The following is a 14,390-nucleotide window of genomic DNA, read 5'->3' as shown; positions in this document are numbered from 1 at the left end:
GCGCGGGTACACGGCGCGGATCCGCTAACATGCGGCGCGGGCCACCGGCCCGGCATCGACGACAACGACGACAACGACAACAACGAACATAACGAGAGAGACCATGCGTACCCTGCTCCATCGCGCGACCCATGCCGCGGCCCTGTCCGCGACCCTGTCCGCCGCGCTCTTCGTCGCGGGCGCCGCGTTGCCCGCTTCCGCGCACGCGTATCGCGCGCCGCCCGGCTACGGCAACGAAGCCGATCTCGACCGTCACGACACGTATCGCAACCGCGACGGCGAAACCGTGCATGCGCCCGCGCATTCGAAATCGGGCCGCGTGCCGGACGGCGCGAGCGCGCGTTGCCGCGACGGCACGTATAGCTTCAGCCGGCACCGGCGCGGCACCTGCTCGGGGCACGGGGGCGTCGCCGCATGGCTGTGAGCGCGGGTCGGCCGAATGGCCTGCACCGCGCCAGCGGCAGCCGGCGGCGCAGTACAATACGCGCTCGCACCGCCGCGCCCCGCGCGGCACGCTCCGTACCGAATCTCCCGACGCCGCCCCGCCCGCGCGCTGCGCGGTCGTCTCAACCACTTCTGACTTTCACACCGAAATGGCCCAATACGTTTTCACGATGAACCGGGTCGGCAAGATCGTGCCGCCCAAGCGCCAGATCCTGAAGGACATCTCGCTGTCGTTCTTTCCCGGCGCGAAGATCGGCGTGCTCGGCCTGAACGGCTCGGGCAAGTCGACGCTGATCCGCATCATGGCGGGCATCGACAAGGACATCGAAGGCGAAGCGACGCCGATGCCGAACCTGAACATCGGCTACCTGCCGCAGGAGCCGCAACTCGATCCGACGAAGACCGTGCGCGAAGCCGTCGAGGAAGGCCTCGGCGACCTGTTCCAGGCGAACAAGAAGCTGGAAGAAATCTACGCGGCGTATGCCGAGCCGGACGCCGACTTCGACGCGCTCGCGGCCGAGCAGGCGAAATACGAGGCGATCCTCGCGTCGAGCGACGGCGGCAGCCCCGAGCAGCAGCTCGAAGTGGCCGCCGACGCGCTGCGCCTGCCGGCATGGGACGCGAAGATCGAGCACCTGTCGGGCGGCGAAAAGCGCCGCGTCGCACTGTGCAAGCTGCTGCTCGAAAAACCCGACATGCTGCTGCTCGACGAGCCGACCAACCACCTCGACGCCGAATCGGTCGACTGGCTCGAGCAGTTCCTGGTGCGCTTCCCGGGCACCGTCGTCGCCGTCACGCACGATCGATACTTCCTCGACAACGCGGCCGAGTGGATTCTCGAACTCGACCGCGGCCACGGCATTCCGTGGAAGGGCAACTACAGCAGCTGGCTCGACCAGAAGGAAGAGCGCCTGAAGCAGGAAGAAGCGTCGGAATCCGCGCGCCAGAAGGCGATCAAGAAGGAACTGGAGTGGGTGCGCCAGAATCCGAAGGGCCGCCAGGCGAAGTCGAAGGCGCGTATCGCGCGCTTCGAGGAGCTGAGCAGCCAGGAATACCAGAAGCGCAACGAAACGCAGGAAATCTTCATTCCGGCCGGCGAGCGCCTCGGCAACGAAGTGATCGAGTTCAAGAACGTCAGCAAGTCGTTCGGCGACCGCCTGCTGATCGACAACCTGAGCTTCAAGATCCCGGCCGGCGCGATCGTCGGCATCATCGGCCCGAACGGCGCCGGCAAGTCGACGCTGTTCAAGATGCTGACCGGCAAGGAACAGCCGGATTCGGGCGAAGTCGTGATGGGCCCGACGGTGAAGCTCGCGTACGTCGACCAGAGCCGCGACGCGCTCGACGGTTCGAAGACCGTGTTCGAGGAAATCTCGGGCGGCGCCGACGTGCTGACGGTCGGCAAGTACGAAACGCCGTCGCGCGCGTACATCGGCCGCTTCAACTTCAAGGGCGGCGACCAACAGAAGATCGTCGGCAACCTGTCCGGCGGCGAACGCGGCCGCCTGCACCTCGCGAAGACGCTGATCTCGGGCGGCAACGTGCTGCTGCTGGACGAACCGTCGAACGACCTCGACGTCGAGACGCTGCGTGCGCTGGAAGACGCGCTGCTCGAATTCGCGGGCTCGGTGATGGTGATCTCGCACGATCGCTGGTTCCTCGACCGAATCGCGACGCACATCCTCGCGTTCGAAGGCGATTCGCAGGTCACGTTCTTCGACGGCAACTACCAGGAGTACGAAGCCGACAAGCGTGCGCGCCTCGGCGAGGAAGCCGCGAAGCCGAAGCGCCTGCGCTACAAGCCGATCAGCCGCTGACCGGCACGGCCCGGGCATCCGGCGCCGCGATCGCACGGCGCCGGATGCCGAAAGCGGCCGTTTCCGGAACGGCCCAACGAAAAAGCGAGCCCTTGGCTCGCTTTTTTTCGCCCGACGTCCGCCCCGCCGCTTAAGCGAGCGCGCCCAGCTCGCGCAGCCGCGCCTCGGTCGCCGCCGCGCTCGTATGATGAATGCCGTGCCAGCCGAGCGCCGTCGCAGCCGCGGCGTTCTTCGCGTTGTCGTCGATGAACACGAGCTCGTGCGGCGCGATGCCGGGCAGGTGCGGATCGATCCGCGCATGCATCTCGCGGTAGATCGCCGGATCGGGTTTCACGAGCTTCACGCGGCCCGACACGACGATGTCCTTGAACCGGCGCAACACCGGGAAGTTGTCCCATGCATACGGAAACGTCTGCGCGGACCAGTTCGTCAGCCCGAACAGCGGCATCCCCTGCGCGTCCAGCCGGTCGACGAGGGCCGCGCCCTCTTCGAGCACGCCGCCGATCATCTCGTGCCAGCGCGCGTAGAACGCGCGGATCAGCGCTTCGTGCTCCGGAAACTTCGCGACGAGTTCGGCCGTACCTTCCTCGATCGTCTGCCCACCGTCCTGACGGACCACCCAGTCCATCGCGCACACGTGCGTGAGGAACCAGCGGCGCTCGGCGGCGTCGGGAATCAGTTCGCGGTAAAGGTACTCGGGGCTCCAGTCGATCAGCACGCCGCCGAAATCGAACACCACGGCCTTGATCGTCATGCGAACTCCGTGGCGAGCACGTCTGCGAGCGGACGCGGCGTCACCGCGTTACCCGACAGCGAATTGTTGTTCCAGACGAAGTGATGATGCGCGACGATCTGCGCCGCCGACAGGTGGGCGCGCTCGTTCGTCGTATGCAGATCGGACACGACGGTGGTCCGGTAGCCGAGCAGCGCGGCACGGCGCGCGGCCGAATCGACGCAGAACTCGGTCGCATAGCCGCAGATCAGCACCGAGCGGATGCCGTGGCGATCGAGCTGCGCCGCGAGCGGCGTGTCGTGGAACGCGTCGCTCGCCTGCTTGCGCACGCGCCAGTCGTCGCGGCCGACGACCAGCCCCGCATGCAGTTCCCAGCCCGGCGTGCCGGGCACGATGTCGTCGTCCGCATCGCCGTCGTGCTGCACGAAGCACACCGGCGCGTTCGCCGCGCGCGCTGCCGCCGTCAACCGGTTGATGCCCGACACCACGTCGTCGAGCCGGTATGCGGGCTGCGCCCGCTCCACCAGCCCGCGCTGCATGTCGATCACGATCACCGCAGTGTCCGCCATGACTTGCCCTCGCTGTGATTGTTCCGCCGTCGTGCGGCCGCTATCCGGCCGCCCTCCGGCCATTACCGCGCGTTGCGTCAGATCGGCTGCGTGCGCGCATCGAGCCACGCCTTCGCGTCGCCGCTCAGGTGCCGGCCGACGCGCTCGCGCACCGTCGCGTGATACGTGTTCAGCCACGCGCGCTCTTCATCGTGCAGCATCTCGATCAGCACGCAGCGCGTGTCGATCGGGCACAGCGTCAACGTCTCGAACGCGAGGAAATCGCCGAATTCCGTCTGCCCGGCCGCACGGTTCACGACCAGGTTCTCGATCCGGACGCCCCACTGGCCCGGACGGTACACGCCCGGCTCGATCGACGTGATCATGCCCTCTTCCATCGCCGTGTACGGCTCGGCCGGCGCGTAGTGCGAGATGACCTGCGGACCTTCGTGCACGTTCAGGAAGTACCCGACGCCATGCCCGGTGCCGTGGCCGTAGTCGAGCCCGGCCGCCCACATCGGCGCACGCGCGATCGCGTCGAGCATCGGCGAGCGGATGCCGCGCGGGAAGCGGGCGCGCGACAGCGCCATCATCGATTTCAGCACGATCGTGAAATCGCGCCGCTGCAGGTCGCTGACGGTGCCGACCGGCACGACGCGCGTGATGTCGGTCGTGCCCGTCATGTACTGGCCGCCCGAATCGATCAGCAGCAGCCCGTCGCCGGCGATCGTCGCGTGCGACTCGCGCGTCGCGTGGTAGTGCGGCATCGCGCCGTTCGCGTTGAAGCCGGCGATCGTCGCGAAGCTCGCCGACACGTAGCCGGGGCGGCGGGCGCGCGCGGCCGTGAGCTGTTCCTCGATCGTCAGCTCGGTGATCGTCTCGCGATTGACGGCCTGTTCGAACCACGCGAAGAACTCCGCGAGCGCGGCGCCGTCATGCTCCATCGTCACGCGTACGTGCTCGATCTCGGCGGACGTCTTGCGCGACTTCGCGAACGTCGACGGATTCACGGCCTCGACGAGCTTCACGCTGGCCGGCACGGCCTCGAGCGTGCCGAACGTCACGCGGCGCGGGTCGATCAGCAGCGTCGCGCCGTCGGGCAGCGCCGCAAGCGACGCACGCGCGGCGTCGTAGGCGCGGACGTCGACGCCGTCCTGCGCGAGCGACGCGGCCAGCGCCGGCGGCACCTTGCCGTCGGCGACGAACAGCGTCGCGCGATCGGTGCCGATCATTGCGTGCGCAACGAACACCGGATTGAAGTTGACGTCGGCGCCGCGCAGGTTGAACAGCCACGCGAGATCGTCGAGCGTCGACACGAAGTGCCATTGCGCGCCCTGCGCGTGCATCGCGCGGCGCACGTCGGCGAGCTTGCTCGCGCGCGTCGTGTCGGCCAGCGGCGCGACGTGCTCGAATACCGCGTGGCCGGGCAGCCCCGGCCGCTCGGGCCAGATCGCGTCGAGCAGGTCGACGTCGGTACGCAGCGCGATGCCGCGCGCACTCAGCGCGGCCGTCAACCCGCGCGCGGCCGCGACGCCGAGCACGGCGCCGTCGACCCCGACCGTCGCGCCGGCCGCCACGTTCCGCGCGAGCCAGTCGACGTGCGGTGCGCTCTGCTGCCCGCCCGTCATCTTCATCAACTGCACGCCCGTGCCCGCCAGTTCGGCATCGGCCTGCACCCAGTAGCGGCTGTCGACCCACAGCCCCGCGAAATCCGCGGTCACGACCAGCGTGCCGACCGAGCCCGTGAAGCCGGACAGCCAGCGGCGCGCCTGCCAGCGCTCGGGCAGGTATTCGGACAAGTGGGGGTCGGCGGACGGCACGAGATAGGCGGCCAGATTCTCGCGGGCCATGGCGTCGCGCAGCAGCGCGAGACGGGCCGGCACCGGCGAGACTTCGGGGAGACGGGCATTCATGATTTCACCTGAGAGCATTCAGCGACGGGCCGACAGCGCGACCGTCACGGCTACGGCGAGGAACGCGACGCCGGTGCAGACCGGCCATTCGAGCGTCTCGCCATCGTAAAACAGTCCCGAGAGATTGCCGACCATGCGGGCGGCGGCCGCGCCCACGATGCCGACGAGCACCGCGATCCACCACGCCGGCCGGCCCGTGCGCCGCAGCGGATGCAGCCAGCGGCCGAACAGCCCGACGGCCGCTCCCAGGACAAGGATTCCAAACCAGTTCATTCAACGCCTTCTATAAATTCAGATTCGTCCCATAGGCGTGAACGCTGCCAGCGGCTAGCATCGATTCATCCATCGAACCCGAGACCAGCCGGGCGCCGCGAACATTCGAGTGTAGGGGCCGACTCGACGTTATGGCAAGCGCACACCGGCTGCCGTATTGAAGAAATCCTCATGCGAATCGCTCTGATCGATCCGGAATCGCGCCATACCGCACTCCTGAACCGCCTGCTCTTCGCGGGCGGTCACGTGTGCCATGCGTTTTCGTCCAGCACCGCATTCTTCCAGTGGCTCGCTGCCGACAACACCTGCGACATGCTGGTCACCGGCCACTGGGCCGGCGACCAGCCGGCGCAGGAAGTCATCCCGCGCGCGCAGGCGGTCCTGCCCGGGTTGCCGGCCATCGCGGTGATGCAGTCGGCGCGCGAAAGCGAAATCGTGTCGTGCCTGCACGCCGGCGCCGACGATTGCCTCGTGCGCCCGGTGAGCGGGCCCGAACTGCTCGCGCGCGTCAATGCACTGAGCCGGCGCGCCGGCGTACGGCGGGCGCCCACCCGCTCGCGCGAAATGTATGGCGAATACGCGTTCGACGCCACGCATTGCCTCGTGCGTTTCGGCGACGCAATCGTTTCACTCACGCCGAAAGAGTTCCGTTTCGCACAATTGCTGTTCACGAACCTGTCGCGGCCCGTGTCGCGCGCGCACATCCTGGAAACGGTATGGGCGCGCCGCCGCGACATGAAGTCGCGCACGCTCGACACGCACGCGTCCCGGCTGCGCAGCAAATTGCAGTTGCTTCCGGAGCGCGGCTACCAGCTGTTGCCGCTCTACGGCTTCGGCTATCGGCTCGACCGCGTACCGATCGAGCCCCCAAATTCGCGGCCGCGCCACGCCGATGCCCGGTATGCGGCGAGTGAGGAAATCGCCGAAACGCTATAATATGGGGCTAAACGATAGCCCTCGATATGCAACTCCTCACGATCGGAATCAATCACCACACTGCGCCTGTCGCCCTGCGCGAACGCGTGGCGTTTCCGCTCGAGCAGATCAAGCCGGCTCTCGTTACGTTCAAGAACGTGTTTCTCGGCCCGCAGGCGCCCAATACGCCCGAAGCGGCGATCCTCTCCACCTGCAACCGCACCGAACTGTATTGCGCGACCGACGATCGCGCGGCCCGCGAAGGCGCGATCCGCTGGTTGTCGGAGTATCACCGGATTCCGGTCGACGAGCTCGCGCCGCACGTCTATGCGCTGCCGCAGTCCGAAGCGGTCCGGCACGCGTTCCGCGTCGCCTCCGGCCTCGATTCGATGGTGCTCGGCGAAACCCAGATTCTGGGCCAGATGAAGGATGCCGTTCGCACCGCGACGGAAGCCGGCGCGCTCGGCACCTATCTGAATCAGTTGTTCCAGCGCACGTTCGCGGTCGCGAAGGAAGTGCGCGGCACGACCGAAATCGGCACGCAGTCGGTGTCGATGGCCGCCGCCGCGGTTCGCCTCGCGCAGCGGATCTTCGAAAAGGTGTCGGATCAGCGCGTGCTGTTCATCGGCGCCGGCGAGATGATCGAGCTGTGCGCGACGCACTTCGCCGCGCAAGGCCCGCGCGAGCTCGTCGTCGCGAACCGTACGGCCGAACGCGGCCAGCGGCTCGCCGAACGCTTCAACGGCCGCGCGATGCCGCTGGCCGATCTGCCCACCCGCATGCACGAATTCGACATCATCGTGTCGTGCACCGCATCGACGCTGCCGATCATCGGCCTCGGTGCGGTCGAGCGCGCGGTGAAGGCGCGCCGCCACCGTCCGATCTTCATGGTCGACCTCGCGGTGCCGCGCGACATCGAGCCCGAAGTCGGCAAGCTGAAGGACGTGTTCCTCTACACCGTCGACGATCTCGGCGCGATCGTGCGCGAAGGCAACGCATCGCGTCAGGCCGCGGTCGCCCAGGCCGAGGCGATCATCGAGACGCGCGTGCAGAATTTCATGCAATGGCTCGACACGCGCAGCGTCGTGCCGGTGATCCGTCACATGCATACGCAGGCCGACGCGCTGCGCCGGGCCGAAGTCGAGAAGGCGCAGAAGCTGCTCGCGCGCGGCGACGATCCGGCGGCCGTGCTCGAAGCGCTGTCGCAAGCGCTGACCAACAAGCTGATCCACGGCCCGACGAGCGCGCTCAACCGCGTCAACGGCGCCGATCGCGATTCGCTGATCGACCTGATGCGCGGCTTCTACCAGCACGCTCCCCGCTCGAACGACCCGTCCGGCCACTAGCGCCGCTCGCCCTGCCGCCGGCCGGTCGTGGTTCTGCCGCCGGTCTATCCTTTCCGAATACCCCTTTGCCCGGGAGCGCCGCTCCACACCATGAAGACGAGCATGCAACGCAAGCTCGACCAGCTTTCCACACGGCTGGCCGAACTGAACGATCTGCTGAGCCGCGAAAACGTCACGGCCGACCTCGACCAGTACCGCAAGCTGACACGCGAACATGCGGAACTCGGCCCGGTCGTCGAGCAGTACGCGTTATGGCGCCAGTCGCGCAGCGACGAGACGGCCGCGCAGGAACTGCTCGCCGATCCGTCGATGCGCGATTTCGCGGAAGACGAAATCCGCCGCGCGCGCGAGGACATGGCGCGCCTCGAGACCGAGCTGCAGAAGATGCTGCTGCCGAAGGACCCGAACGACGACCGCAACATCTTCCTCGAAATCCGTGCGGGCACGGGCGGCGACGAATCGGCGCTGTTCGCGGGCGATCTACTGCGCATGTACCTGCGCTTCGCGGAACGCCAGCGCTGGCAGGTCGAAATGATGTCGGAAAGCGCGTCGGATCTCGGCGGCTACAAGGAAGTGATCGTGCGGATCGCGGGCCAGGGCGCGTATTCGCGCCTGAAGTTCGAATCGGGCGGCCATCGCGTGCAGCGCGTGCCGGCCACCGAGACGCAAGGGCGCATCCATACGTCCGCGTGCACGGTCGCCGTGATGCCGGAAGCCGACGAGATCGGCGAGGTCGAGATCAATCCGGCCGACCTGCGCATCGACACGTTCCGCGCGTCCGGCGCCGGCGGCCAGCACATCAACAAGACCGATTCAGCGGTGCGCGTCACGCACCTGCCGACCGGGATCGTCGTCGAATGCCAGGACGACCGCTCGCAGCACAAGAACAAGGATCGCGCGCTGAAGGTGCTCGCCGCGCGCATCAAGGACAAGCAGTATCACGAGCAGCATGCGAAGGAAGCGGCGACGCGCAAGAGCCTGATCGGCTCCGGCGACCGTTCGGAGCGGATCCGCACGTACAATTTCCCGCAGGGCCGGATGACCGACCACCGGATCAACCTGACGCTGTACCGGCTCGAGGCGATCATGGACGGCGATCTCGACGAACTGATCGGCGCGCTCGTCACCGAGCACCAGGCCGAGCTGCTCGCATCGCTCGGCGACGCCGACTGAGGCCGCGATGTCCGACACCACCGCCGACGCGCTGCTGCGCGCCTCGCCGCTCGACCCCGTCGATGCACGCGTGCTGCTCGCGCACGCGCTCGGCTGGACCCGCACGCAACTGATCACGCGCGGCGACGCGCCGCTCGACGCCGCCGCGGTCGAACGCTACCGCGCGCTCGAAGCGCGGCGCATCGCCGGCGAGCCCGTCGCGCAACTGGTGGGGATGCGCGAGTTCTTCGGCCGCCCGTTCGAGGTGACGCCCGACGTGCTGATCCCGCGCCCCGAAACCGAGCTGCTCGTCGAAGCCGCGCTCGATGCGATCGACGGGCTGCCGCACGCCACCGTGCTCGATCTCGGCACCGGCAGCGGCGCGATCGCCGTGTCGATCGCGGCCGAGCGTCCCGATGCGCGCGTGTGGGCGCTCGACCGGTCGCCGGACGCGCTCGCGGTCGCGCAACGCAATGCCGACAAACTGCTCGGCACGCCGCGCCCCGGCGGCCCGCTGCACTGGCTGCAGAGCGACTGGTACGCGGCGCTCGATCCCGCGCTCGCGTTCGATACGATCGTCAGCAACCCGCCGTACATCGCGCAGCACGATCCGCACCTCGGACAAGGCGACCTGCGTTTCGAGCCGCGCGGCGCGCTCACCGACGATGCCGACGGTCTCAGCGCGATCCGCACGATCGTCGCGGGCGCCGGCGCCTATCTGAAACCGGGCGGCACGCTGTGGATCGAGCACGGCTACGACCAGGCCGAAGCCGTCCGCGCGATACTGGCGTCGCACGGCTTCGTCGCGGTCGAATCGCGCGCCGATCTCGCCGCCATCGAACGCACGACCGGCGGCCGCCTGCCGGGCTGACGCCCGGCCCGCCCGGTTGAAATCCGCTATCATTTCGATCTAACGCCCCGCAAACGCAAGGTCAGTCATGGACACCCAACAACGTATCAAGCAAATCGTCGACGAAAACCAGGTCGTGCTCTTCATGAAGGGCAACGCGCAATTCCCGATGTGCGGCTTCTCGGGCCGCGCCGTGCAGGTGCTGAAGGCCTGCGGCGTCGACCAGTTCAAGACGGTCAACGTGCTCGAGGACGACGAAATCCGCCAGGGCATCAAGGCATTCTCGAACTGGCCGACCATTCCGCAACTCTACGTGAAGGGCGAATTCATCGGCGGCTCGGACATCATGATGGAGATGTACCAGTCGGGCGAACTGCAGCAACTGTTCGCCGCCGCTTGATACGCGGCACCCGTCCCCCTTTCGATGGCATCTCCCAGCGCGCCGCCACGCCGGCTGATCGTCGCGATCACCGGCGCCACCGGCGCGATTTACGGTGTGCGGCTGCTCGACCTGCTGCGCGCCGCCGGCGGCGTCGAAACGCACCTGCTGATTTCGAACGCCGGCTGGCTCAACATCCAGCATGAACTGAAGCTGCCGAAGGCCGATGTCGAAAGCCGTGCGGACGTCGTGCATTCGGTGCGCGACGTCGGCGCGACGATCGCGTCGGGTTCGTTCGCGACCGACGGCATGGTGATCGCACCCTGCTCGATGAAGACGCTCGCGAGTGTCGCGCACGGGCTGTCCGACAACCTGATCACACGCGCGGCCGACGTCACGCTGAAGGAACGCCGCCGTCTCGTGTTGATGGTGCGCGAAACGCCGTTCAACCTCGCGCATCTGCGCAACATGACCGCCGTCACCGAAATGGGCGGCATCGTCTTTCCGCCGTTGCCGGCGTTTTATGCGATGCCGAAGACGATCGAGGAACTCGTCGACCAGACCGTCACGCGCGTCCTCGACCTCTTCGCGCTCAGCGCGCCGCTCACGACGCCGTGGGCGGGCATCCGGCACGCGCAGTAACCACGCCGCTTTTGCGCGCATCTCCATCGATCTTCGCGGCAATTCCGTCGATTTCCCGCTTTCGGTGCGAATCCGCATCGATTGATCGGCGCCGCCGCGATTATCAACGAACAAGCGTCAATCAAATTCCCGTTCGCCGATTTATCAATGCACGGTGCGCACCTATAGTCACAGGCAAATCCTTCTGCAGGTCACCATCATGAACCGCTTGCCTTCGCTGTACCTGTCCCACGGCGCCCCGACGCTGCCGATCGACCCGGCGCTGCCGTCCGGCGCGTTCACGCACCTCGGCGCCGAACTGCCGCGCCCGCGCGCGGTGCTGATGCTGTCCGCGCACTGGGGCACGCAACGGCCGGTCGCGAGCGTCGCCGCGCATCCGGACACGATTCACGACTTCTACGGTTTCCCGCAGGCGCTGTACGACATCCGCTATCCGGCGCCGGGCGCACCCGACGTCGCCGAGCGCGCGGCCGCGCTGCTGAACGCGGCCGGCATCGCGACCGCGACGACCGAACACGGCCTCGATCACGGCGCGTGGGTGCCGATGCTGCTGATGTTTCCGGAAGCCGACGTGCCGGTCGCGCAACTGTCGATCCAGCCGCGCGCGGACGCCGCGCATCACTTCGCGCTCGGCCGTGCGCTGCGGCCGCTGCGCGACGACGGCGTGATGGTGATCGGCTCGGGCCAGATCACGCACAACCTGCGCGCCGCCGATTTCGGCGCGGCGCCCGAGGACGCGGATCCGCGCGTCGCGGAATTCACGGACTGGTTCGAGGCGAAGCTTGCCGCGCGCGACGTCGACGCGCTGCTCGACTACCGTCGGCAGGCGCCGCACGCGGCGCTGATGCATCCGACCGACGAGCATCTGCTGCCGGTCTTCGCGGCGCTCGGCGCGGCGGACGACGACTACCGGCTCGGCATCCAGTCGCTCGGCACCTACCAGCGCGTGCTCGCGATGACGAACTACGTGTTCGCGAGCGCCGGCGCCTGAGCCGCGGCGCAGCGGCCGAGCCAGCAAAAAGCCCGCCCGGGCATCGCTCGGGCGGGCTTCTTTTTATCGCTGCATCCTGCCGCCGCCGAATCCGGCGACAGGTGGGCCGTCAGACACCGACCCCTTCGAGGATCTCGTCGTGCGACTCGCGCTCGTCGAGATACTGGGTCCGGTAACCGGTATTCACGCCCCAGAAGTAGAACACCAGCGAGATCGCCGCGACGACCACCATGTCCCAGCCGTACGGCAGCAGGTCGTGACCGCCGAATTCCTTGCTGCCGATCAGCGACAGCACGGCCATCGTCGGCAGGTACGCGACCAGCCACCATGCCGCCTTCAGATCGGCGCCCCAGCCGGTCCAGCCCGCCTTCGCCTGGAAGTAGAAATACACCGGCAGCGCGACGATCATCAGCAGGATGATTTCGCCCGTCAGCGGCCACTTTGCCCAGTACAGGATCAGCGACGCGCACACGAACGCGAACGGTGCGATCAACTTCATCAGCGGAATCGACAGCGGACGCTCGATGTCGGTCGCAGAACGGCGCAGCGCCATCAGGCTGATCGGGCCGGTCAGGTACGAGATCACCGTCGCGACCGAGATCACCGCCGCGAGCGAGCTCCAGCCGCGGAAGAAGAACAGGAAAACGAACGACACGAGCAGGTTGAACCACATCGCCTGGCGCGGCACGCCGTAGATCGGGTGCACGTTGCCGAACATCTTCGGCATCGTGTTGTTGCGCTCCATCGCGTAGATCATGCGGGTGGTCGTCGCCATGTAGGTCGTACCGGTGCCGCTCGGGCTGATGAACGCGTCGACGTACAGCAGGATCGCGAGCCAGTTCAGGTTCAGCGCGATCGCGAGTTCCGCGAACGGCGACGAGAAGTTGAAGTGCGCCCACCCCTTCGCGACGTCGGCCGGGTTCACCGAACCGATATACGCCATTTGCAGCAGCACGTAGATCACGAGCGCGAGCAGGATCGACGTGATCACCGCGAACGGCACGCTGCGCGCCGGATTGCGCGCTTCGCCCGCCAGATTCACCGGGCTCTGGAAGCCGTTGAACGCGAACACGATGCCGCTCGTCGCGACCGCGGTCAGCACGGCCGACCAGCCGTACGGCGCGAAGCTCGCACTCGACGCGGTGCCGAGGTTCTCCGCGTGGAAGCTCGTCAGCATCAGGCCGAGGATCGTCAGGCCGGGGATCAGGAACTTGAAGATCGTGATCGCGGTGTTCGCCCGCGCGAAGGCCTTGACGCCCCAGTAGTTCAGCATGAAGTAGACGACGACCAGCACGGCCGACAGCAGCAGGCCGAGTGTCTGCAATTCGCCGTTCACGAACAGTGCATGCGCCCACGGATACGGCCACGTGCTCATGTACTGGATCGACGCTTCGGCCTCGATCGGGATCACGGAGACGATCGCGATCCAGTTGGCCCATGCGCTGATGAAGCCCACCAGCGAACCGTGCGAGTAGCGCGCGTAGCGCACCATGCCGCCCGACTCGGGGAACATCGCGCCCAGTTCCGCATACGTCAGCGCAATCGCGAGAATCACGACGGCGCCGATGATCCATGCGCAGATCGCCGCCGGACCGGCGATCTTCGCGGCCTTCCAGGCACCGAACAGCCAGCCCGAGCCGATAATCGAACCCAGTCCCGTCAGCATCAATGCAAACGGGCCGATGTTCCGTTGAATAGAACTCTTCACATCCTCTCCTGTGTCTCAAAAAGCATGGTCGGCCGGCGGTCCGGGATCGGCTCGGACCGCACCGCGCACGCATTCTTGGGGGGAGGGTCACCCGATCGGGGCAACCCGTCCACGCGGCGCGTAGTTTAACGGTTGCACCTCGAACGTGGCGCCAAAATCGATCGGCCCCTACAAAAAATTCGCATCGCTTGCAAGCTTTGTAAACCTGATCTCCGCAATAACCCTGAGAGCATGGGAATACGGTTGACCGTCAGACCGATTAGCCGTATAAAGAACTTCGCAGGATTTCAAGTGGCGAGTGAATTGGTTCTTTCGTAGTTCGCCCATCAACGGTACTCCGGTTGGTCCTATTACCCCTTCCTTGATTTTCCGCACACCATGGGCTTCGGCCCCGTTTTATTTTTTTAGGAACAAGTAACATGGCAACCGGTACCGTCAAGTGGTTCAATGACGCAAAGGGCTTCGGCTTCATCACCCCGGAAGGCGGCGGCGACGATCTGTTCGCGCACTTCTCGGAAATCCGCGTCGAAGGCTTCAAGACGCTGCAAGAAAACCAGAAGGTTGAATTCGAAGTGAAGACGGGCCCGAAGGGTCTGCAAGCTGCGAACATCCGTCCGGTCTAAGCTGGCGCGATCATTCGTGTAAAAAAAAGCCCCGCTTCGGCGGGGCTTTTTGTTTT

Annotated in this window: 15 protein-coding genes; 10 read left to right on the top strand and 5 right to left on the bottom strand. The window is 66.7% G+C overall.

The window, feature by feature from the left end; genetic code table 11:
- The first annotated feature begins 103 nt into the window (after positions 1–103).
- Both WS95_RS29930 and ettA read left to right on the top strand, forming a co-directional pair.
- Positions 104–424, top strand: a complete 321-nt coding sequence (locus tag WS95_RS29930) for a DUF3761 domain-containing protein (RefSeq protein ID WP_034209828.1) — start codon at positions 104–106, stop codon at positions 422–424.
- Between the two features lie 169 nt (positions 425–593).
- The gene (ettA, locus tag WS95_RS29925) at positions 594–2,261 is read left to right on the top strand and encodes an energy-dependent translational throttle protein EttA (protein WP_059499686.1); all 1,668 of its coding nucleotides are present in this window, start codon (positions 594–596) and stop codon (positions 2,259–2,261) included.
- A gap of 130 nt (positions 2,262–2,391) precedes the next feature.
- Here ettA and WS95_RS29920 read toward each other — a convergent pair whose 3' ends face one another.
- The 4 genes from WS95_RS29920 to WS95_RS29905 form a co-directional block, all read right to left on the bottom strand.
- Positions 2,392–3,015 (bottom strand): HAD family hydrolase, encoded by a 624-nt coding sequence (locus WS95_RS29920; RefSeq protein WP_034209826.1) that lies wholly within the window; start codon positions 3,013–3,015, stop codon positions 2,392–2,394.
- The gene (locus tag WS95_RS29915; protein WP_034209825.1) at positions 3,012–3,563 is read right to left on the bottom strand and encodes a cysteine hydrolase family protein; all 552 of its coding nucleotides are present in this window, start codon (positions 3,561–3,563) and stop codon (positions 3,012–3,014) included. The genes WS95_RS29920 and WS95_RS29915 overlap by 4 nt, the downstream gene beginning before the upstream one ends.
- Positions 3,564–3,640: 77 nt before the next feature.
- The gene (locus WS95_RS29910) at positions 3,641–5,455 is read right to left on the bottom strand and encodes an aminopeptidase P family protein (RefSeq protein ID WP_059827616.1); all 1,815 of its coding nucleotides are present in this window, start codon (positions 5,453–5,455) and stop codon (positions 3,641–3,643) included.
- 18 nt (positions 5,456–5,473) lie between these two features.
- Entirely contained in the window at positions 5,474–5,728 is a 255-nt protein-coding gene (locus tag WS95_RS29905) for a hypothetical protein (protein ID WP_034209823.1), read from the bottom strand.
- Between the two features lie 171 nt (positions 5,729–5,899).
- Here WS95_RS29905 and WS95_RS29900 point away from each other — a divergent pair, with 171 nt between their 5' ends.
- The 7 genes from WS95_RS29900 to WS95_RS29870 all read left to right on the top strand — a co-directional run bounded on the left by WS95_RS29900 (position 5,900) and on the right by WS95_RS29870 (position 12,003).
- Complete coding sequence (locus tag WS95_RS29900) at positions 5,900–6,664, top strand: response regulator transcription factor (protein ID WP_034209822.1); 765 nt, start codon at positions 5,900–5,902, stop codon at positions 6,662–6,664.
- 26 nt (positions 6,665–6,690) lie between these two features.
- Positions 6,691–7,989 carry a glutamyl-tRNA reductase gene (gene hemA, locus WS95_RS29895; RefSeq protein ID WP_034209821.1) on the top strand — a complete coding sequence of 433 codons (1,299 nt, stop codon included), beginning with the start codon at positions 6,691–6,693 and terminating at the stop codon, positions 7,987–7,989.
- Positions 7,990–8,079: 90 nt separating this feature from the next.
- The gene (prfA, locus tag WS95_RS29890; RefSeq protein WP_034209820.1) at positions 8,080–9,162 is read left to right on the top strand and encodes a peptide chain release factor 1; all 1,083 of its coding nucleotides are present in this window, start codon (positions 8,080–8,082) and stop codon (positions 9,160–9,162) included.
- 7 nt (positions 9,163–9,169) lie between these two features.
- Positions 9,170–10,012, top strand: coding sequence for a peptide chain release factor N(5)-glutamine methyltransferase (gene prmC, locus WS95_RS29885; RefSeq protein ID WP_059827613.1), 843 nt, complete (start codon positions 9,170–9,172; stop codon positions 10,010–10,012).
- A 67-nt stretch (positions 10,013–10,079) separates the two neighbouring features.
- The gene (gene grxD, locus WS95_RS29880) at positions 10,080–10,391 is read left to right on the top strand and encodes a Grx4 family monothiol glutaredoxin (RefSeq protein ID WP_006477066.1); all 312 of its coding nucleotides are present in this window, start codon (positions 10,080–10,082) and stop codon (positions 10,389–10,391) included.
- 24 nt (positions 10,392–10,415) lie between these two features.
- The gene (locus tag WS95_RS29875; RefSeq protein WP_034183704.1) at positions 10,416–11,012 is read left to right on the top strand and encodes a UbiX family flavin prenyltransferase; all 597 of its coding nucleotides are present in this window, start codon (positions 10,416–10,418) and stop codon (positions 11,010–11,012) included.
- Positions 11,013–11,211: 199 nt separating this feature from the next.
- A complete protein-coding gene (locus WS95_RS29870) occupies positions 11,212–12,003 on the top strand; it encodes a DODA-type extradiol aromatic ring-opening family dioxygenase (RefSeq protein WP_034209818.1) in 792 nt (263 codons plus the stop codon).
- Between the two features lie 109 nt (positions 12,004–12,112).
- Here WS95_RS29870 and WS95_RS29865 read toward each other — a convergent pair whose 3' ends face one another.
- The gene (locus WS95_RS29865; protein ID WP_059827611.1) at positions 12,113–13,711 is read right to left on the bottom strand and encodes an APC family permease; all 1,599 of its coding nucleotides are present in this window, start codon (positions 13,709–13,711) and stop codon (positions 12,113–12,115) included.
- A gap of 419 nt (positions 13,712–14,130) precedes the next feature.
- Here WS95_RS29865 and WS95_RS29860 point away from each other — a divergent pair, with 419 nt between their 5' ends.
- Positions 14,131–14,334 (top strand): cold-shock protein, encoded by a 204-nt coding sequence (locus tag WS95_RS29860; protein WP_006477070.1) that lies wholly within the window; start codon positions 14,131–14,133, stop codon positions 14,332–14,334.
- Positions 14,335–14,390: the final 56 nt, after the last annotated feature.

The organism is Burkholderia sp. MSMB1826 (genome assembly GCF_001526325.1).
In the GTDB taxonomy this organism is placed as follows: domain Bacteria; phylum Pseudomonadota; class Gammaproteobacteria; order Burkholderiales; family Burkholderiaceae; genus Burkholderia.
Note: the sequence above shows the minus strand (reverse complement) of the source record. Positions and strands in the feature narration are given on the sequence as shown.